We start from the raw sequence: 19,699 nt of genomic DNA, 5'->3' as shown, positions 1-19,699 counted from the left end.
CGTATATTTTATGCGCCCTATAAGGCCGCAGAAGGTTCAACATGGCGACCAACGAATCAGTTTCGGACAAAACAGTGTTTTAGCCTGGGGATGGAATAGACAATGCCGATTAACATCGGCAGGATAGCCTGTTTAAAATCAGTGCCTGAAACCGTTGGAATATTAGCTATGGTCAGTTTTCGGAAAGAGGGGGCAGAACACCCCGGCATAAAGTGGGGCCCATTTACCCTGCGCATTCCCTTTGTACACACCCGGGCCACTCTGTCTGAATTGTTGCAGGGTATCTTTATTGCCGCCGCCACAGCGATGGCTCTGGTGCCGTTACTGGTCAGCGCCTTCGGCCTGAGCTTTGAAGAAGCTGTCACCATGGCCATGCTGCACGCCATCCTGCTTTCCAGCGCCTGGATGTTCTTTGGTGAACCCTACTGTCCGGGCTGGATAACGCCAGCACTTCCTTTTGTGATCACCTTTGTTGTTGCCGGCGACTTCAGTACACCCGGTGAGCGCTTCCAGGCGATGACGGCGCTGTCGCTGGATTTCGCGGCGATTTTATTGCTATTGGGTGTCACCGGCCTGGGCGCACGACTGATGAGCTGGATTCCGGAAGTGTTGAAAGGCGGTATTATTCTGGGCGCGGCCATGGCCGCCTTTATGCGTGTGCTGGATTCCAGCGACAGTACCAATGCCCTGTTCAACCAGCCCTACGCCACAACCGCGGCACTGGTTCTGGCCATGGTGTTGACATTTTCACTGCCCCTGAAACGCCTGCAACAGCGCTACCCGCTTATTGCCAAAATTGCCTCACTGGGGTTGCTGCCCGGCTTTTTTCTCGCCGGTTTGATTGGCGCAGTCAGCGGCGAAATTACCTTTAATATCGAGTGGGGCATACTCAACCCGCCATTCGCCAGCCTGTGGGAAAAAGTATCGCCGCTGAGTATTGGCTGGCCAAGCGCCAGCCTGTATTTACAGTGCTTGCCCCTTGCCCTGATCGCCTATGTCATTCTGTTTGGCGATATTGTGACCGGCAACGCAATCATTAAACAGGCTCAGGACGACCGCAAAGACGAAACAATCAGCCTGAACACCTCCCGCACCCATATCAGTACCGGCATCCGCAACGCAGTAATGGCAATTGTTGCACCGTTTTTCCCTTCACAGGGCGTACTCTGGACCGGCATTCAGGTGATCGTTGTAGAGCGCTGGCGCCAAGGTCGGCAGACCATGGATTCCCTGTTCGATGGCATATCGTCCTACTACGTTTTTAATGTGCCACTGCTGTTTATCCTTTTGCCCCTGATCACACTGCTAAGGCCGCTGATGAGTATCGCCCTGCTGATGACATTACTGCTTACCGGCATTGCCTGTGCAAACGTGGCGCTGAACAAGGCCAAAACACAGGTGGACTACGGCGTTATGTTACTCACCGCCACCAGTCTCAATCTGTTTACCCCCTGGCAGGGGCTGCTGATAGGCATTGTGGCTATTGTTCTGTTAGTGGGTTGGAAGCGCAGTGATGAGGGGGAGGCGCTCTAGGGGGTGTTAACCCCCCCTAAGCATGGCGCGTGGTTTAGCACCGGTGAGATCCGAGATTTTTTCGTAATGATCAGCAATATCATCACAGGAAGCGTCAAGACCGAGATTTACGCCTTCGTTTTCAACGATACAGGCAACGGAGTATTGACTACCTTGCGCCTGCATAATCACCCCGTTGGGCGCACCCTCGCTGACTAAGAAAATGGCCGCTGGGGTTACCAGTTCGGGCCCTAACTTATCCACCATGTCCTGGGGAATGAGGTTTTCCGTCATGCGAGTGGCTGCTACGGGCGCAATGGTGTTGGTGTGAATATTGTTCTTGGCGCCTTCAATTTTCAGCGTATTCATGAAACCCACTTGCCCCAGCTTTGCCGCACCATAGTTGGTTTGACCAAAGTTACCGAACAAACCACTCGGTGAAGCGGTCATCAAAATACGACCATAGTTTTGTTCTCGCATGATGGGCCACACTGCATGAGTGCAATACGCTGCCCCTGATAGATGCACATCGACCACGAGATCAAAGTCATCTAAGGTCATTTTCGAGAATGACTTGTCGCGCAAAATACCGGCGTTGTTGATGAGTACGTCCACTCGGCCCCAGGCGTTCATGGCATCGTCTACCAGGCTTTGCGCACCAGCACGATCAGATACCGAACCACCATTGGCTAAGGCCTCACCACCGGCGGCTCTAATTTCGGCCACTACCGCCTCAGCCGCTTCGGAAGAGCCACCGCTGCCATCCATTGAACCACCGAGATCGTTCACCACCACTTTGGCACCACGCTTGGCGAGTTCCAAAGCATGGCAACGACCAAGGCCACCACCGGCGCCGGTGACGATGGCCACCTGGCCTGCAAATGAAATACTCATGTCTCCTCCTGCTATCAGGTTTGTTTGTGGTTTTATATCGTTCTTCCAGAAAAGGAATCGCCCAGTCTCTTAAACCTGAATCCGTGATTTCAGAGTGAGTGTAGAGTGCAAGATATTGGTTTCACAGTGGAATTGAAAAATCTTAGCTTCACCCATCGGTTAAGTGGGTATTTTTCAAACCGCTGTGGAATCAAGAGCTTGTGCTGTGCGCCGCTCTGAAGTCACGGATTCAGGTTAAAGGGTTAAGCCCCCGTCGACCACGATGCACTCGCCGTTGGTGTAGCTACCGGCGTCGGAAACCAGATACAACACGGTGCCGGCCATTTCCTCAGGTTCCGCATGGCGGCCCATGGGAATCTGGGTGACGGCCTGTTTGTAGACCTTATCGTTGCTGAACAGAGCGCCGGCAAATTTGGTTTTGGTCAGGCCCGGCAGCAGGGCATTGCAGCGAATGCCCAGGCTGCCGCATTCCTTGGCAAAGGCTTTGGTCATGTTCACCACCGCCGCCTTGGTGATGGAATAGATACCTTGCATCATCCCCGGCTGCAGGGCGTTGACGGAGGCGGTATTGACAATGCTGCCGCCACCGTTGTCGCGCATCAGCTTGCCACCTTCGACAGACATAAAGAAGTAGCCGCGCAAGTTGACGTCCACGGTTTTCTCGTAGGCGGCCAGATCGGTATCCAGAATATGGCCATAGTAGGGGTTGGCGGCGGCGTTGTTGACCAGAATATCCAGGCGACCATGCTTTTCCCGGATATGTGCATAGACAGCACGGATGGCATCAAGATCACCGACGTGACAGGCAAAAGCCTCGGCACTGCCGCCCGCTTCCACAATGCTGTCGGCCACCAGCTGGCAGTCCGCCTGCTTGCGGCTGGAAACAATAACGTGAGCGCCATATTCGCCCAGCAATCTGGCGATGGCTTCACCAATACCACGGCTGGCGCCGGTAACCAGGGCGACTTTTCCGCTTAAATCAAACAGTGATGTGTTCATGTTTTTCCTCTTTTATGGTCCACCATAGTCTGGAAGTCTTGGCGGGATAGAAATTATAAAATGTGCGTTTTATGGTTTTTCCCAAGTGATTAATATGTCGGCGCTTTTCTCCCAGAAACTCTGCCTGGTGGCAGTATCTGTGTCGAGATTCAAAAACATTCCCGCAGCCCGGTCGACATCGGAAACCAGTAGCCATAAGCTCAACATGAGATTTGTTTTGCAGAATGCGACAGGGCGAGTTAAAGCCGTTTTCAGCGTAACCTTTCAAACTCCGTAGGTGGGAGCCGTACACCTTTTATATTGCCGGGTTAATAGTACAGCACCGGACAGCGTCAGGTTTCTTCTGAAGTTAACGAGACTGTAAAGAATTACAAAAAAAATAAACTGTGCAGAGGTTGTATTCGGCCAGTTTAATATGCAATCCAGCCACCCCTCCCTGCAACACCAGGGCAATCAAAATTTAATTTTTTCAAAAAGTGACAATATTGAGGCTGATATGTCTGCGATTTAGAGTCCCCGATAGGGGATCCGTAAACCTCCCGCCTTTAGGCGGCGGATAACGTAATCTGTTAAAGAGAGTAAAGCGTCATTGGTTGTTATCAGACGTTCGTCATCCCCGCGCAGGCGGGGATCCATGGGTGTAGATGTAGCGAATTAGATGGATTCCCGCCTTCGCGGGAATGACGGTGAAGTTAAACTTCGGAGTGATTCTGGCGAGTATGCTGATGTTTACTCGGGCATGGAAAAGAATGAGTCGGCCCTTCGGCCGACTCATTCACGTCAAACGTCAAATCTCGCAAACATTGTCCTTGCAATAATGCTCTATATCCACCGCCGTCAGCGCAGTCATGTTAAAGATACCTCTTGAAGTAACGGAAGGAATCACGATATGCGCTGGCTTCTTGATGCCTGTAAGGAAGGGGCCAATCAGCAGGGCATCGGTGAAAGAGCGTATCAGGCCCAGAGCGATATTGGCCGCATCTAAACTGGGCATAACCAGCAAGTTGGCCTGGCCGCCAAGGTTGGATTCGGAGTAAGAAATCTCGCGATTGTGGACGTTTAATGCACTGAGTGCGTGCATTTCGCCGTCCAGTTCAATATCCGGATACTGTTCCCGCAATATGGCCGCCGCCTTGCGCATTTTCTTGGCGGAAGGGGCGTTGGAGGTGCCAAAGTTGGAGTGGGACAGCAGTGCCACTTTGGGCTTGATGCCAAACTGCTGTACGAATTCGATGCCCGCTTTGGTTTTGGCGACAATTTCATCCACCGTAGGGTCTACGGTGAGGAAGGAGTCGGTCATAAAGATGGGGCCGGATGGCAACAGCAGCGCCTGTACCGACGATATATGCTGGCCCGGCTCTTTGGTGCCCAGTACCTGATAGATGTCGCGCAGGTGACTGAGGAAGCGGCCCACTTTGCCGCAGATCATGCCGTGGGCTTCCCCCAGCGACACCATGACTGCCGCCAATGCGGTGCTGTTGGTGGTCATCAGGGATTGGGCCGCTTCCACCGGCACACCGCTGCGGCCAGCGACTTTGTGGTAGTGCTGCCAGTAGCGGTCGTCTTTGTCGGCGTCTTTGGGGTTGAAAATGTCGATGTCTTCCCCCGGCTGCAGGCGCAGGCTGAGGCGTTGAATTTTTTGCTCAATCACGTTCGGGCGGCCGAGAATAATGGGGCGGGCCACGCCTTCGTCCACCACCGCCTGTACTGCCAGCAGTACATCGTCGTTTTCCCCTTCGGCGTACACCAGGCGGCGTTTAGGGCCGCGTTTGGCGGCCTGGATTACCGGCTCCATAAACAGTCCGGCGCGGTTGACAAATTCGTGCAGGGATTTCTTGTAGGCGTCCAGATCTTCGATGGGGCGGGTGGCCACGCCACTGTCCATGGCCGCTTGCACCACGGCCACGGGCAGTTCTTCCACCAAGCGCGGGTCGAAGGGTTTGGGAATCAGGTAGTCGGGGCCAAACTTGAGGTCTTCCCCGGCGTAGGCTTCCGCCACTACGTCGGTGGCCTCTTTCATGGCCAGGTCTGCGATGGCGCGTACGCAGGCCATTTTCATTTCTTCGTTAATGGTGCTGGCGCCGCAGTCCAGCGCGCCGCGGAAAATAAACGGGAAGCACAGAACGTTATTCACCTGGTTGGGGTAGTCGGAGCGGCCGGTGGCGAGAATGGCGTCCGGGCGCACCGCTTTGGCGTCTTCCGGCAGAATTTCCGGGTTGGGGTTGGCCATGGCCAGAATCAGCGGGTCGCGGGCCATGGTTTTTACCATGTCCTGTTTCAGTACGCCGGGGCCGGACAGCCCCATAAAGACGTCGCAGTCCACCATGGCGTCTGCCAGGGTGCGGGCCTCAGTGGTGGCGGCGAGTTTTTGCTTCCATGGGTTCATGTTGTCCTGGCGGCCTTCGTACACCACGCCAGCGCGGTCTACCAGCAACAGGTTGTCCCGGCTCAGGCCCATGCTGATCAGCAATTCCACACAGGCGATACTGGCGGCGCCGGAACCGGACACCACCAGTTTGATGTCTTCAATTTTCTTGTCGACGATGCGCAGGCCGTTGTAGACAGCAGAGGCGGCGACAATAGCGGTGCCGTGTTGGTCGTCGTGAAACACCGGAATATTCATGCGTTCGCGCAGTTGGCGCTCGATCAAAAAACATTCCGGGGCTTTGATGTCTTCCAGGTTGATGCCGCCAAACGTGGGCTCCAGGGCGGCGATGGTGTCCACCAGTTTGTCCACATCGGTTTCGTCCACTTCGATATCGAACACATCGATATTGGCGAATTTTTTGAACAGTACCGCCTTGCCCTCCATCACCGGCTTGGAGGCCAGTGGGCCGATATTGCCCAGGCCCAGTACCGCCGTGCCATTACTGACTACCGCCACCAGGTTGCCCCGGGAGGTGACTTTGGCGGCGTAGTTGGGGTCTTCGACAATGGCTTCACAGGCATAGGCTACGCCGGGGGAGTAGGCCAGCGACAGATCCCGTTTGTTGGCCAGGGATTTGGTGGGCTGAATTTCCATTTTTCCCGCTACCGGGTGGGTGTGGTAGTGCATGGCACTGTCTTTGAGAGAGTCTTTGTTATCTGGCATGGCCTTTCCGAATTTTGTGTTGTTTGCTGTGGCGGCACATTGTGTCACTAAATGGCATTGTAGTTTAGTGGCAGTCGTTGTGAATCCCACTAAAAGGATAGCTTTCAGTTATGACCTTTCCAGCCCGGTAATGCAATGGTTGGCTGTTCTGATGTTTTTAATACGCCAACCTTGTAGGGTGGATTAGCCGAAGGCGTAATCCACCAATCAACGGGCGTTTTTATTCAGGTTCTGCTGCTGCCTGCATTGGCGGATTACGCTGCTGCGCAGCTAATCCGCCCTACAAAAGTAGTCGAAGTTGTACTGAATTATATGAGGTGCCCTTGCCGCAGTAGGTGGTTGCTCTGGTATTTTAAATGCGCCAGCTGCTACACTCAGCTGCTCGCTAACTGTCTGAATTATAAGGAGTGTACGTGAGCAGTATCGCAGCAAAGTTATTGGTGGCCATAGGGCTGCTGATATCGCTTGGTCAGTATAGCCACAGTGTGGAAAGCAGCGCAGCACAGTTGTTCAGTGATCACCAACACCATATTTATCAAATACGCCTGATTGATCTGGCGGCGGATAAAAAAACCTCACTGGGCAGTGGTTTTCTGGTGACCGGTCAGGGGGTAATCGCCACCAACTACCATGTGATCGAATCTGCCATTTCCCACCCGGATAAATACCGCATCGAATATCTTGACGCCGAGGGCAATGTGGGGCCTCTGGAGCTGCTGGATATCAATGTCATCAACGATCTCGCCCTGTTGAAAAGTGACCAACTGGTTATGTCGCCACTGGGCCTGGCTGAGCAAAAGCCGCAGCAGGGAGAGACCATCTACGCCATTGGCAACCCCCACGATATTGGCTTTACTGTGGTGCCCGGCACCTACAACAATGTGAATGATGCCAGCTACTATCGGCGCATCCATTTTACCGGCTCCATCAATCCCGGCATGAGCGGTGGCCCGGTATTGAATGGGGCAGGGGAAGTGGTGGGCATTAACGTGTCCACCGGGGGCAATCAGATCAGCTTTTTGGTGCCGGTGGATGTGTTGCGGTCGCTGTTGACGGGGTATGGCGAACGGGCCCAACGGATTGCGGATTTCAAAGCCTATATCGGCCAACAGTTGTACGACAATCAAAAAAACTTGATTGACGGCATAGTGGCCAAAGACTGGCCCACCGAAACCATTGGCGAAGCCAGTGCGCTTGCGGAGATGCGCCCCTATGTGAAGTGCTGGGGCAACTCCACGGATAAAGACAAAAAATTTCAGCGGGTTATGAGTACCTGCCAGGGCAGTGAGCACATCTACCTGAATCCCGGCTTTACTACGGGCACAGTCAATTATCAGTTTTTCTGGCTGCAGGCGGATAAACTGAACCCGTGGCAGTTTTACCGGCGCTACGAAAACCTGCTGGCCAATTTTGTTTCCGATAATGTGGCTGGCAAAGACGATGTCAGTGAGTATGCCTGTGAAGAACTGTTTGTTGCCAAACAGCAATCCGACAAACCCGAAAAAGCCGTGCTGTGCGTGCGAGCTTACCGGGATTACAAAGGCCTTTACGACGCCTTTTTTGTGGGTGGCTCCCTGCACCACAATCACAAAGCCTTTATCCGCCACTTTTCGTTGACGGGGGTCAGTCGGGAAAGTGTTCAGAAGTTTATGGCGCGTTTTGTGGAGGTGGCGGCATGGCGGTAATCATTGAAATCAGACGTCGTAACGGCCAGCTGATAGAACGTCGCAGAGTAGACAGTACCTGCGTATCCATTGGTCGTGCCTATGACAACGATGTGGTTGTCGATGATCACTATGTATGTCCCCACCATCTCAAGCTGGTGGCCCTGGAACAGGGCTGGCAAGTGAACGACCTGGGCAGTGTTAACGGCGTACAGCTGCGCTCGGGTAAGCGCAAACTGTCCGGCGATCAGCTTAATTCCGGTGATCGGTTGCAGCTGGGCAATGTGTTTTTACATATTTATGGCGAGGCTCATCCGGTTGCGCCAACCGTTCGCTATATTGGTTTTGATAAATATGTGAGCGTGTTGGGGCGGCCCTTTGTGTGGCCGCTACTGATGCTGTTGGCCCTGGTTCCCGTTGTTTTGCAGCAATGGTTACAGGCCGATGAGTCGCTAAAACCCATGACGCTGCTGAGTAAAAGCGTCGAAGAATTACTGGCCCTGGCGCTGATACCCATTATCTGGGTGGTGATCAGCCGTATTACCCACAACCCGGGGCGCTACTTTACACACCTTGGATTGTGGGCCTTGTTTTCCGTCACCCTTGTGTTGGCACTGCGCCTGGCGACCATATGGAGCTTTAACGCAGGCAGCAATTTTTTGTACACAGTGGTTTCCCATGTGTCGGAATTTGTGCTGTTGTCGCTGGTGTGTTGGGCCAGCCTCAGCCTGGCCACCAATTTAAGAAGCTGGAAACGCCACAGCGCTGCCCTTGGTATTGGGGTTGTGTTTATTGCCGTGCCTCTGCTGATCAGCCTGCGCAGCCTGGATTTTACTTACTTCAATATGAGACCGGACTACCAGGGCGGCCTGGAACCGCCCATAGCCCAATTCGCCCGCCCGGTGGATGAAGGCCAGTTAGTGCAGCAGTTGGATGCGTTATTCGAGCAGGCAGATCGCTTGGCTGAAAAGCCTGTGGATTAGGCCTTATATCAACCAGCCGCCCAGTTCCCGCCAGCGATTGACGATGCCGCAGAACAGTTCGGCAGTGCGCTCGGCATCGTAGGCGGCCGAATGTGCTTCGCGGCTGCTGAAGTCGATGTTGGCGGCTTCGCAGGCTTTGGCCAGTACGGTTTGGCCGTAGGCCAGGCCTCCCAGAGTGGCGGTATCAAAGCAGGTAAAGGGGTGAAACGGGTTGCGCTTGATGTTGCAGCGCTCCACCGCCGCATTGACAAAGCCCAGGTCAAAGTGGGCGTTGTGGGCCACCATAACCGCCCGCTTGCAGTTGTGGGATTTCACCGCTTTGCGGACTTTCTGGAATATCTGGCTGAGGCCTTCGCACTCCGCCAGAGCGTTGCGGCCTGGGTCGTTGGGGTCGATGCCGGTGATTTCCAGGGCAGCGGCTTCGATATTGGCTCCGGCGAAGGGTTCAATGGCGCAGCACAGGGTTTCGTCCGGCAATAGCCAGCCGTCTTCGTCCACAGCCAGGGTAACGGCGGCAATTTCCAGTAACGCGTCGCGGTCTTTGTCGAAACCGCCGGTTTCCAAATCCATCACCACAGGAAGGAAGCCGCGAAAGCGCTCTGACAACGGGGTGTACTGATCCATCAAAACCTGCCCATGGTTATTGCGCTCACGGTTGCAGTTTCCACTGCAAGGTTTCACCAGCGGCCAGGGGCACCAGTGTGTCGCTGCCCAGGGGGGCACTGTCCGGTATTTGCCAGGGCTCGCGCACCAGGGTAATGGTTTCCCGGTTGCGGGGCAGGCCGTAAAAGTCCGCCCCGTGGTGGCTGGCAAAACCTTCCAGTTTGTCCAGCGCGCCAGCCTGTTCAAAGGCCTCGGCGTACAGTTCAATGGCGGCGTGGTTGCTGTAACAACCGGCGCAGCCACAGGCGTTTTCCTTGATGTTTTTGCTGTGCGGCGCTGAATCGGTGCCCAGGAAAAACCGCTTGCTGCCACTGGTGGCGGCGGCAATCAATGCCTGCTGGTGAATGTCCCGCTTGAGAATGGGCAGGCAGTACAAGTGCGGGCGAATGCCCCCCACCAGCATGTGGTTGCGGTTGTACAGCAGGTGTTGCGGGGTAATGGTGGCGGCGAGATTGTCGTCGCCCTCGGCCACAAACTCGGCACCTTGCCGGGTGGTGATGTGTTCCAGAACCGTCTTTAACCCCGGAAAGCGCTGGCGCAGGCTAACCAGATGACGGTCGATAAATACCGCCTCGCGATCAAAAATGTCGATATCCGAATCCGTCACTTCACCGTGTAGCAGCAGCGGAATCCCGGCTTTTTCCATGGCTTCCAGGGCGTCGTGGGTTTTGCTCAGATCGGTGACCCCGGAATCGGAATTGGTGGTGGCGCCGGCAGGGTAGTACTTCACCGCTTTCACAAAACCGCTGGCGGCGATGGCTTCAATATCTGCTTTGCTGGTGTTGTCGGTGAGGTACAGCACCATCAGCGGTTGCCAGTCACTGCCCTGGGGAACCTGGGCCAGAATGCGGTCGCGGTAGGCGGCGGCTCGCTCCAGGTTGGTGACCGGTGGCACCAGATTGGGCATCACAATTCCCCGATTAAAACAGCGGGTGGCGTCGGGCACGGTGGTGGTCAGTGCCTCGCCATCGCGCAGGTGCAGGTGCCAATCGTCGGGGCGGGTGATGGTCAGGGTTTGCATGTGGGCTTTCCAGTGGGGCAGTAATGTCAGGTGGCGAATGCTACCGGAAAGCAGGGGGGTTTTATAGGTTTGTCGTTTTTGGGTGCGTGGTGGCGGGATTGGACGGTGTGGTTTACAGGCACGCTGTAAACACTTCCCTGTGCGCTCTTTGGCCACTATCCCTGCGACCAACGGCCTGGAAACCACACCGCCCAACCCCGTGAAAGTGGGGGGGGCAAGATTCTTGTTTAACACGCCTGTGCTTGATATGAAAATCCGGAACCCGGCTGGCTATATCCAGACCGTAAGCGGCAGGGATGCCGCACCCGAGCTTACAGGGATGTATGTACAGCGTGTCTGGATATAGCCAGCCGGGTTCCGGGTTGCCACCACGCTGAACTTCACGGCTCCAGGTTATAGGCATCGATCAATTTCTGACTGCTTTTATAGTGACTGTCTCCGAACTGTGAAATTCCCCCCAGTGGAGGTAGAATAGCGCGCCCGTCAATCGGGGGGGGCAAAACAGAAATAATTTCGGGGGCAATCAAAAGCGGTGAGGTGTGCACTTGATGTGTGTCAACGCCGTGCCATACCCCCAAAGTGATAATAGCTGCGCCGCTGTGGGCAGTTACACTGGTTGAGAGGCAAGTGCAAACAGCCAGTTGTCCTAGGGCCTGCTAACACTAATTGAGTCGTCACTGTTGTGACTAAAAAAGCGCCAATCAAGGCGCGAGGAGAGCGGTTTGGTCATTCCAAATGAACGACGAGCAACACCGAGTGGCGCTTTTTTAGCCGCAACCCGAAGGGCTGGGGCCATTTTTCCGCCCAGCTGCGTTATCAGTCGCTCATGTAGAATGACTACACAGCACTCCTTCTGCCTTGCTGGGCGAAAAAATGGCTCCCAGCAGTGATGACTCAATTAGTGTTAACAGGCCCTAGCCTGATTTTTGAATTCAAATTGTAATTACAACCATAGGTAATCTGATGAGCAATGTTGCGACTGCCGGTGAACAGCCGGTACAGGACAGCGAAGCCAGCGGCCAGTACTACACTGGTGTGGTCAAGGCTTTCGCCATCATGACGGTGGTTTGGGGTGTTGTCGGTATGGCGGTAGGGGTGCTGCTGGCGGCTCAACTGGTATGGCCAGACCTCAACAACCTGCTGCAACCTTACACCCACTTTGGCCGCCTGCGCCCACTGCACACCAATGCGGTGATTTTTGCGTTTGGTGGCTGTGCCCTGTTTGCCACTTCGTACCATGTTGTGCAGCGCACTTGCCGCACCCGCCTGATTTCCAACGGCGCCGCCTGGTTTACTTTCTGGGGCTGGCAGCTGGTTATTCTGGCAGCGGCCATCACTTTGCCACTGGGCTTTACCAGTGCCAAGGAATACGCCGAGCTGGAATGGCCCATTGATATTGCCATCACCATCGTCTGGCTGGTGTACGCCTACGTGTTCTTCGGCACCATCATGAAGCGCACCATCAAGCATATCTACGTAGCCAACTGGTTCTACGGCGGCTTTATTATCGCCGTGGCCATGCTGCATGTGGTGAACAGTGCCGAAGTGCCGGTGAGCATGTGGAAGTCCTACTCCGCCTACGCCGGTGCCATCGACGCCATGATTCAATGGTGGTACGGCCACAACGCGGTGGGCTTTTTCCTCACTGCTGGCTTCCTGGGCATGATGTACTACTTTGTACCCAAGCAGGCAGAGCGTCCGGTGTACTCCTATCGCCTGTCCATTGTGCACTTCTGGGCGCTGATTGCTCTTTATATATGGGCTGGCCCGCACCACCTGCACTACACCGCACTGCCGGACTGGACCCAAACCCTGGGCATGCTGATGTCTCTGGTGCTGTGGGCACCGTCCTGGGGCGGCATGATCAACGGCATCATGACCTTGTCCGGTGCCTGGACCAAGCTGCGCACCGACCCCACTCTGCGCTTCCTGGTGGTGTCCCTGTCGTTCTACGCCATGTCCACTTTTGAAGGCCCGATGATGGCCATCAAGTCTGTGAACGCCATGTCTCACTACACCGACTGGACCGTGGGCCACGTGCACTCCGGCGCCCTGGGTTGGGTGGCGATGATCTCCATTGGTGCGGTTTACCACCTGATTCCGGTGCTTTCCAATCGCAAGCAAATGTTCAGCGTGCAACTGATTCACGCCCACTTCTGGCTGGCCACTGTTGGCACCGTGCTGTACATCGCCTCCATGTGGGTAAACGGTCTGATGCAAGGCCTGATGTGGCGCGCCTTTAACGAAGACGGCACCCTGCTTTACCGCTTTGTGGACTCGGTAGAGGCCAGTTATCCCGGTTATGTGGTGCGTCTGCTGGGTGGTGTGTTGTTCCTGGCGGGTATGTTGCTGATGGTTTACAACCTGTATCGCACTGTCTCCGACAAGGAGTCTGGCGAAGCGGCCTCAGGCGATGTTGTGCCTGCACAGAGCCAAGCGGTTTAAGGGGGAAGAACGGTGAAACACGAAATTGTAGAAAAAAATATTGGCTTGATGGTGGTACTGATTCTGGTGGCGGTGAGCTTTGGCGGCCTGGCGCAGATTCTGCCCCTGTTCTTTGCCGATGAAACCACTCAGCCGGTGGAAGGCCTCAAGCCCTTGCCGGCGCTGGCTCTGGAAGGGCGCGATATTTACATCCGCGAGGGTTGCCATGTGTGCCACACTCAGATGATTCGCCCGTTCCGCGCCGAAACCGAGCGTTACGGTCACTACTCGGTAGCCGGTGAGCACGTGTACGAGCACCCGTTCCTGTGGGGCTCCAAGCGCACCGGGCCAGATCTGGCGCGAGTGGGTGGCCGTTACAGTGACGAGTGGCATCGCGCCCACCTGTACAACCCCCGGGATGTGGTGCCGGAATCCAATATGCCGGAATTCCCCTGGCTGTTCGATAACGTGCTGGACGGCAAACTCACCGGTAAGAAGATGGAAGCCCTGCGGTCCGTGGGTGTGCCCTATACCGATGAAGACATTGCCGGTGCAGGTGATGCGGTAAAAGGCAAATCTGAAATCGACGCCATGGTTGCCTACCTGCAACAGCTTGGCACCCTGCTCAAGCAGAAGCGTTAAAGCGGAGAGTTACGTGGACCAAGGCACCCTGCAAGGCATAGGTACCATTCTGGCAATGATCGCCTTCGGCGGCATTGTCTGGTGGGCCTTCAGTAAACACAAAAAGCAAGATTTTGAGGAAGCCGCTCAACTGCCCTTTGAAGAGGGCGAACTGAGCAGCCACCAACCTGGCGACAAGAAGAGGCAAGACCAACAATGAGCACCTTCTGGAGTATCTGGATTTCGGTTATCACCATTATCGTTCTCGGCGGTTGTACCTGGCTGTTGCTGGCCAACCGCAATGTGGAACTCAGTGACGACCAGGCCCGTTCGGGTAAAGCCCCTACCACCGGCCACGTTTACGACGGTATTGAGGAATACGACAACCCGCTGCCGGCCTGGTGGTTCTGGAGCTTCCTGCTGTCGGTGATTTTCAGTGTGATCTATCTGATCTGGTTTCCCGGTATGGGCAACTTTGAAGGGGTGGCCAAGTACTTTTCCGAAGACGGCAAACCCTGGACACAGGAAAACCAGTGGCAGCGTGAAATGGATGCGGCGGAAGAAAAATACGGCCCCATCTACGCCCAGTTTGCGGAGACCTCCATCACCGATCTGATCCGCGATCCGGTGGCCTTGAAAATGGGCCAGCGCCTGTTTGCCGACAACTGCGCCATCTGCCACGGCATCGATGCCAACGGCAGTCACGGCTTCCCCAACCTGGCGGACAATGACTGGCTGTTTGGCGGCGAGCCCGACACCATTCAGGCCACCATCGCCCACGGTCGCCAGGGCGCTATGCCTCCCTGGGGGGATGTGATTGGTGAAGACGGTGTAGTCAACGTGTCTGAATACGTTCTCAGCCTCAGCGGTGAAGACCACGACGCTGAACAGGCGGCGGCGGGCAAGGCGGTATACGACGCCACCTGCGCCACTTGCCACGGCCCGGAAGGTAAAGGCATGCAGGCACTGGGTGCGCCCAACCTGACCGACAACATCTGGGTGTACCGCGATCACCGCTACCCGTTGCGGTTGAGCGTGCGCCACTCTGTGCGCAGTGGCCGTATGGGTATTATGCCCGCCCAGCAAGACCTGCTGCGCCCGGAAAAAATTCGCCTGCTGACAGCCTATGTATTCAGCCTGACTGCGGACGATTAGAAGATAGTCGACAGGGCGCAGACTTCGTCTGCTGACAGACGGGCTTCGCCCTTACAGGCTACAGAATACCCTCAAATAATTGATGGTTTTTCTGTGGCCTGTTTTTTTGTAGAGTGCAATCCCCTTGTCCTCTTTAGGACACTTTTGCAGTCAGGGATATCTAATGACCGAGCCACATAAGCCAACTCATGTAGAGCAGCGCCAGGAAGAAGAGGTTGTCAAAATTGTCAACCTCTACCAGAGTGCAGAAAAGGTTTATACCCGCAAGATAAAAGGCTTCTTTTCCAACCTGCAACGCTGGAGTTGGCTGCCGCTGCTGGGTGCTTATTTCCTGTTGCCCTGGATACAGTTCGACGGCCGCCAGATTGTCTGGTTCGACCTGATCGAGCGCAAATTCTACGTGTTTCACTGGGTGTTCTGGCCGCAGGATTTTATGCTGCTGGCCTGGCTGTTGATTATTGCCGCCTTTTCGCTGTTTGCGGTGACCGTGGCGGTAGGGCGCGTGTGGTGCGGCTTTACCTGCCCGCAGACCGTGTGGACGCTGATGTTTATGTGGGCGGAAAATCTTTGTCAGGGCGACCGCCTGAAACGCATCAAACTGGATCGCGCCCCCTGGAACATGGACAAACTGCTGCGCAAGGGCGGTACCCAGGCCATCTGGGTTGCCATCGCGTTTGCCACCGGGCTGACCTTTGTGGGGTACTTCAACCCCATTCGCGAACTGACTGTTGATTTATTTACCTTCAGTTCCGAATTTCAACCGGTGTTCTGGACTCTGTTTTTTGCCGGTGCCACCTACCTAAACGCCGGCTTTATGCGCGAGCAGGTGTGCAAATACATGTGCCCGTACTCCCGCTTTCAAAGCTCCATGTACGACGAAAACACCCTGTTGGTGTCCTACGACAGCAAGCGCGGTGAAGGCCGTGGGCCACGTAAAAAGGGCGCCGACTACAAAGCCGAAGGGCTTGGCGATTGTGTGGACTGCACCCTCTGTGTACAGGTGTGCCCGGTGGGTATCGATATTCGCGATGGCCTGCAATACGAGTGCATCAACTGCGGTTACTGCGTGGATGCCTGCGACGCAATCATGGACAAGATGGAGTATCCCCGCGGGCTGATCCGCTTTACCACGGAAACCGCCCTGCAAGAGAAAAAAGTACGCATCTGGCGGCCCAAACTGCTGGGCTATATTGCCGGTGTTTTGATCATGGCCACTGCCTTTGTGTACACCATGGCCACCCGTATACCGGTGGAAATCAACGTGCAGCGCGACCGCAATGCCATGTTCCGCTTTACCAATGACGGCCAGCTGGAAAACGCCTACACCCTGAAAATCAACAACATGGACACACAGGACCGCACCTACCGCATTGTGGTGACCGGCGACTACGACTTTGATTTCAAGGGCCACCGTGAAATTACCGTTAAAGAGGGCGAGGTGCATCACACGCTGGTAAAATTGCGCCTCGATCCGCTGGCCCTGCGAGTGCCTAACGCGGATGTGGCGTTTACCATCGAAGCCATTGACGACCCCCAGATAACAGATACCCAGGACAGTCGTTTTCTCGGGCCGCGGTAGCTTTTCTGAATACACCTGTCATCGCGAGCGTAGCGCGGCGATCTTTTCCAGTGTGGCAGTGATGTATGGAGATTGCCGCGTCGCTTCGCTCCTCGCAATGACGGTAAATCTTACTAAACAGTACACATCATGCAAAAAACCATCGACAGCAAACCCTGGTACCAACAATTCTGGCCCTGGCTGATTATCGGCCTGCCCGCCATTGTGGTGGTGGCCGCTATTCTTACGGTGCGTCTGGCCCTGCACAGTGCCGACGACATGGTGGTGGACAACTACTACAAAGACGGCAAGGCCATCAATCAGCGCCTGGAGCAGGATACCCGCGCCAGCGAACTGCACATGCTGGCGGAAGTGAGTTTTAACCTGGATGGTGGCCTGGTAAGCGTCACCCTGTCTGGCGAGGTTCAGCCAGAGAGTCTGCGCCTGAAGCTGATGCACCCCATGGAAGCGGACAACGACCGGGATATTGTGCTTGAACAACGGGGGCAGGGCAGTTACCGGGGTGAGCTGGATCAACGCTTGAAGCACCGTTACCTGCTGCGCCTGCTGCCTGCTGGCGATGATGCGCCCTGGCGTCTTAATGGTGAGATCGACTTTGAGCGCAGCCAGGGAACCATACTTGCCGCCGAAACCCGGTGACCTTTGAATGGTGACCACTAGCTGCTACCACTGCGGCCTGGATGTGCCGCCAGATGTGAATTTTCCGGTGACCATCGAAGGCATTGAGCAGCCCATGTGCTGCCCCGGCTGTCAGGCGGTGGCCACCGCCATTGTCGATGGTGGTCTCAGCAATTTCTACAAATACCGCTCCCAGCAACAAACCCGCCCGGAAGACAGCGACGAGCAGCGCTTTGCCGCCTACGATCTGGCGGAAGTTCAGGAGGAGTTTGTCCACACCCTGGACAATGGCCAGCTACAGGTGGAATTGTTGGTCGAAGGCATTACCTGTGCCGCCTGTTCCTGGCTGATTGAACACCATTTGAAGCGTATTCAGGGCACCACGGCAGTGCGGGTTAATGTCACCACCCATCGCTGCTGGTTGTCCTGGGACAACAATCAAGTGCCGCTCAGTCGATTGCTCGGCGCATTGCTGGAAATTGGCTATCGGGCACGCCCGGCAGGGGACGAAGAAATACGCGACAGCCGCAAGCGGGAAAACAGCCGTGCCCTGCAACGCCTTGGGGTGGCGGGCATCGGCATGATGCAGGCGGGCATGTTGGCCATTGCCCTGTACGCGGGCGCGTTTGATGGTATCGAACAACAATGGCAGCAACTGCTGCGCTGGGTCAGCCTGGTGGTGGCTACGCCGGTGGTGCTGTTTGCGGCGGCGCCATTTTTCCAGGCCGCCTGGCGCAGTGTAAAAGCCTTCCATTTGGTGATGGATGTGCCGGTGTCGGTGGCCATTGGCGGCGCTTACCTGGCCAGCGTCTGGGCCACAGTCAGTGGTTCCGGCGAGGTGTATTTTGACTCGGTATCCATGTTCACCTTTTTCCTGTTGCTGGGGCGCTACCTGGAAATGCGGGTGCGCCACCGCAACGAGCAGCGCATGGAGGGCCTGGGGCAGTTGCTGCCGCCGGTGGCCCGGCGGGTGGATGGCGACGGTGAACAGTCGGTGCCGGTAAAAGCCTTGCAGCCCAAGGACTTTGTCAAAGTGGCCCCCGGCGACATCATCCCCTGCGACGGTCAGGTGGTGGATGGCCACAGCAATGTAGTGGAAGCGGTGCTCACCGGCGAGCAGAGCCCGGTAGAGAAGGGGCGTGGCGACAGCGTGAGTGCCGGTACCGTGAACAGCGAAAACCCGTTGCTGATCGAAGTGCAGGCGGTGGGCAAACGCACTCGCCTGTCGGCGATTTTGCAATTGGTGGCTCGCGCGCAACTGGAAAAACCCCGCCAGCTGGCGCTGGCGGATCGCCTGGCCGGTTATTTTGTCGGCTTTGTGTTGCTGGTGTCGGCAACAGTGGCCTGGTACTGGTATCAGCAGGCTCCGGAAAAAGCCCTGTGGATCACCTTGTCGGTATTGGTGGTTACCTGCCCCTGTGCGTTGTCTCTGGCTACTCCCACGGCGCTGGCAGTGGCTACTCAGGGTTTGCGTCAGCGCGGCCTGCTGGTGAGCCGGGGTCATGTGATGGACGGGTTGCTGAAAATCAAACGAGTGGTGTTCGACAAAACCGGCACCCTCACCACCGGCGAAATGAAAGTGGTGAAAGTGGTGTCCCGCAGTGGTGCACCAGAGCAGAAAATACTCGCTATTGCCGCCGCGTTAGAGGCGGGCTCACGCCATCCCATCGCCCGTGCCTTTGATGACTGCGGTGGCGGTTTGCTGGCCACATCCATCGATAATCGCATCGGTGCCGGGGTCAGCGGTATTGTCGATGGCGTGCGCTACGCCATTGGCCGCGAGCAATACATTACCGAGTTGTTCGGGCGCAGCGACGAATTGCCAGAGGCGCCCTCCGGTGGTGAAGTCTGGCTGTTGCTGGCCAGTGAATCGAGAATTTTTGGCTGGATTCTGCTGCGTGATCAATTGCGCCCGGATACCGCGAGTGCGGTGGCCCAGTTGCAGGCCAGTGGTGTTCAGGTGGAGTTGCTCAGCGGCGACCGCCCGGTGGCGGTGGCGGCGCTGGCGTCTCAGTTGGGTATTGATCATTGGCAGGGGGGGATTTCCCCGGAAGAAAAACTGGCCCATGTGCGCCAGTTGCAAGCCCAGCGGCAGCCGGTGTTGATGGTGGGTGACGGCATCAATGATGTGCCGGTGCTGAGCGGTGCGGATGTATCCGTGGCCATGGGGGATGCGGCGGATATTGCCCGCATTCACGCGGACAGTATTTTGATGTCCAGTGAGATAAACGTGCTGCCGCAATCGCTGGCGTTTGCCCGTTTCACTCACCGGGTGGTCCGCCAAAACCTGGGCTGGGCATTGGCGTATAATCTGCTGGCGCTGCCATTGGCGGCATTGGGCTTGGTGCCCCCCTGGGCGGCGGCCATCGGTATGTCCGCCAGTTCATTGGTGGTGGTGTTGAATGCGCTGCGGTTGTCCAGTCGTAAGACGCAAGAGTGATTGCCTTTGCGTGACACGCCGTATATACGTCCATG

The 19,699-nt window shown here is 55.9% G+C and carries 15 protein-coding genes; 10 read left to right on the top strand and 5 right to left on the bottom strand.

The window, feature by feature from the left end; translation table 11 throughout:
* Nucleotides 1-168: 168 nt before the first annotated feature.
* A complete protein-coding gene (locus ACVBEJ_RS09070; protein WP_447129310.1) occupies nucleotides 169-1,533 on the top strand; it encodes a hypothetical protein in 1,365 nt (454 codons plus the stop codon).
* A gap of 6 nt (nucleotides 1,534-1,539) precedes the next feature.
* Here ACVBEJ_RS09070 and ACVBEJ_RS09065 read toward each other — a convergent pair whose 3' ends face one another.
* The 3 genes from ACVBEJ_RS09065 to ACVBEJ_RS09055 all read right to left on the bottom strand — a co-directional run bounded on the left by ACVBEJ_RS09065 (nucleotide 1,540) and on the right by ACVBEJ_RS09055 (nucleotide 6,496).
* Nucleotides 1,540-2,406 carry an SDR family NAD(P)-dependent oxidoreductase gene (locus ACVBEJ_RS09065; protein WP_447129309.1) on the bottom strand — a complete coding sequence of 289 codons (867 nt, stop codon included), beginning with the start codon at nucleotides 2,404-2,406 and terminating at the stop codon, nucleotides 1,540-1,542.
* A gap of 234 nt (nucleotides 2,407-2,640) precedes the next feature.
* Nucleotides 2,641-3,405 (bottom strand): SDR family oxidoreductase, encoded by a 765-nt coding sequence (locus ACVBEJ_RS09060; protein ID WP_447129308.1) that lies wholly within the window; start codon nucleotides 3,403-3,405, stop codon nucleotides 2,641-2,643.
* Between the two features lie 787 nt (nucleotides 3,406-4,192).
* Nucleotides 4,193-6,496 (bottom strand): NADP-dependent malic enzyme, encoded by a 2,304-nt coding sequence (locus tag ACVBEJ_RS09055; RefSeq protein WP_447129307.1) that lies wholly within the window; start codon nucleotides 6,494-6,496, stop codon nucleotides 4,193-4,195.
* 413 nt (nucleotides 6,497-6,909) lie between these two features.
* Between ACVBEJ_RS09055 and ACVBEJ_RS09050 the strand changes: the two genes are divergently transcribed.
* Together ACVBEJ_RS09050 and ACVBEJ_RS09045 are read left to right on the top strand one after the other, a co-directional pair.
* Nucleotides 6,910-8,181: a S1C family serine protease gene (locus ACVBEJ_RS09050; protein ID WP_447129306.1), complete on the top strand. Its 1,272-nt coding sequence runs from the start codon at nucleotides 6,910-6,912 to the stop codon at nucleotides 8,179-8,181.
* Complete coding sequence (locus tag ACVBEJ_RS09045) at nucleotides 8,172-9,143, top strand: FHA domain-containing protein (RefSeq protein WP_447129305.1); 972 nt, start codon at nucleotides 8,172-8,174, stop codon at nucleotides 9,141-9,143. Before ACVBEJ_RS09050 ends, ACVBEJ_RS09045 begins: the two co-directional genes overlap by 10 nt.
* A 3-nt stretch (nucleotides 9,144-9,146) precedes the next feature.
* Here ACVBEJ_RS09045 and rnt read toward each other — a convergent pair whose 3' ends face one another.
* Together rnt and pyrC are read right to left on the bottom strand one after the other, a co-directional pair.
* Nucleotides 9,147-9,767, bottom strand: a complete 621-nt coding sequence (rnt, locus tag ACVBEJ_RS09040; protein ID WP_447129304.1) for a ribonuclease T — start codon at nucleotides 9,765-9,767, stop codon at nucleotides 9,147-9,149.
* 25 nt (nucleotides 9,768-9,792) lie between these two features.
* Nucleotides 9,793-10,827, bottom strand: a complete 1,035-nt coding sequence (pyrC, locus tag ACVBEJ_RS09035; protein ID WP_447129303.1) for a dihydroorotase — start codon at nucleotides 10,825-10,827, stop codon at nucleotides 9,793-9,795.
* A gap of 963 nt (nucleotides 10,828-11,790) precedes the next feature.
* Between pyrC and ccoN the strand changes: the two genes are divergently transcribed.
* The 7 genes from ccoN (at nucleotide 11,791) to ACVBEJ_RS09000 (ending at nucleotide 19,664) form a co-directional block, all read left to right on the top strand.
* Nucleotides 11,791-13,272, top strand: a complete 1,482-nt coding sequence (gene ccoN, locus ACVBEJ_RS09030; protein WP_447129302.1) for a cytochrome-c oxidase, cbb3-type subunit I — start codon at nucleotides 11,791-11,793, stop codon at nucleotides 13,270-13,272.
* A gap of 12 nt (nucleotides 13,273-13,284) precedes the next feature.
* Nucleotides 13,285-13,893 (top strand): cytochrome-c oxidase, cbb3-type subunit II, encoded by a 609-nt coding sequence (gene ccoO / locus ACVBEJ_RS09025; protein ID WP_447129301.1) that lies wholly within the window; start codon nucleotides 13,285-13,287, stop codon nucleotides 13,891-13,893.
* Between the two features lie 13 nt (nucleotides 13,894-13,906).
* Nucleotides 13,907-14,092, top strand: a complete 186-nt coding sequence (locus tag ACVBEJ_RS09020; protein WP_447129300.1) for a cbb3-type cytochrome oxidase subunit 3 — start codon at nucleotides 13,907-13,909, stop codon at nucleotides 14,090-14,092.
* On the top strand, nucleotides 14,089-15,027 hold the full coding sequence (gene ccoP, locus ACVBEJ_RS09015) for a cytochrome-c oxidase, cbb3-type subunit III (protein WP_447129299.1): 939 nt from the start codon (nucleotides 14,089-14,091) through the stop codon (nucleotides 15,025-15,027). The genes ACVBEJ_RS09020 and ccoP overlap by 4 nt, the downstream gene beginning before the upstream one ends.
* Before the next feature lie 163 nt (nucleotides 15,028-15,190).
* The gene (gene ccoG, locus ACVBEJ_RS09010; protein ID WP_447129298.1) at nucleotides 15,191-16,606 is read left to right on the top strand and encodes a cytochrome c oxidase accessory protein CcoG; all 1,416 of its coding nucleotides are present in this window, start codon (nucleotides 15,191-15,193) and stop codon (nucleotides 16,604-16,606) included.
* Nucleotides 16,607-16,735: 129 nt separating this feature from the next.
* Entirely contained in the window at nucleotides 16,736-17,245 is a 510-nt protein-coding gene (locus ACVBEJ_RS09005; RefSeq protein ID WP_447129297.1) for a FixH family protein, read from the top strand.
* A 7-nt stretch (nucleotides 17,246-17,252) separates the two neighbouring features.
* On the top strand, nucleotides 17,253-19,664 hold the full coding sequence (locus ACVBEJ_RS09000) for a heavy metal translocating P-type ATPase (protein ID WP_447129296.1): 2,412 nt from the start codon (nucleotides 17,253-17,255) through the stop codon (nucleotides 19,662-19,664).
* Nucleotides 19,665-19,699 lie beyond the last annotated feature (35 nt).

The organism is Porticoccus sp. GXU_MW_L64 (genome assembly GCF_052983295.1).
This window is presented reverse-complemented; position numbering and strand designations above follow the sequence as displayed.

Bases quoted from the DNA above. Each gene is read 5' to 3' on its own strand.
- ACVBEJ_RS09070 (WP_447129310.1), top strand. From the start codon at position 169: ATGGTCAGTTTTCGGAAAGAGGGGGCAGAACACCCCGGCATAAAGTGG.
- ACVBEJ_RS09065 (WP_447129309.1), bottom strand. From the start codon at position 2,406: ATGAGTATTTCATTTGCAGGCCAGGTGGCCATCGTCACCGGCGCCGGT.
- ACVBEJ_RS09060 (WP_447129308.1), bottom strand. From the start codon at position 3,405: ATGAACACATCACTGTTTGATTTAAGCGGAAAAGTCGCCCTGGTTACC.
- ACVBEJ_RS09055 (WP_447129307.1), bottom strand. From the start codon at position 6,496: ATGCCAGATAACAAAGACTCTCTCAAAGACAGTGCCATGCACTACCAC.
- ACVBEJ_RS09045 (WP_447129305.1), top strand. From the start codon at position 8,172: ATGGCGGTAATCATTGAAATCAGACGTCGTAACGGCCAGCTGATAGAA.
- rnt (WP_447129304.1), bottom strand. From the start codon at position 9,767: ATGGATCAGTACACCCCGTTGTCAGAGCGCTTTCGCGGCTTCCTTCCT.
- pyrC (WP_447129303.1), bottom strand. From the start codon at position 10,827: ATGCAAACCCTGACCATCACCCGCCCCGACGATTGGCACCTGCACCTG.
- ccoN (WP_447129302.1), top strand. From the start codon at position 11,791: ATGAGCAATGTTGCGACTGCCGGTGAACAGCCGGTACAGGACAGCGAA.
- ccoP (WP_447129299.1), top strand. From the start codon at position 14,089: ATGAGCACCTTCTGGAGTATCTGGATTTCGGTTATCACCATTATCGTT.
- ccoG (WP_447129298.1), top strand. From the start codon at position 15,191: ATGACCGAGCCACATAAGCCAACTCATGTAGAGCAGCGCCAGGAAGAA.
- ACVBEJ_RS09005 (WP_447129297.1), top strand. From the start codon at position 16,736: ATGCAAAAAACCATCGACAGCAAACCCTGGTACCAACAATTCTGGCCC.
- ACVBEJ_RS09000 (WP_447129296.1), top strand. From the start codon at position 17,253: ATGGTGACCACTAGCTGCTACCACTGCGGCCTGGATGTGCCGCCAGAT.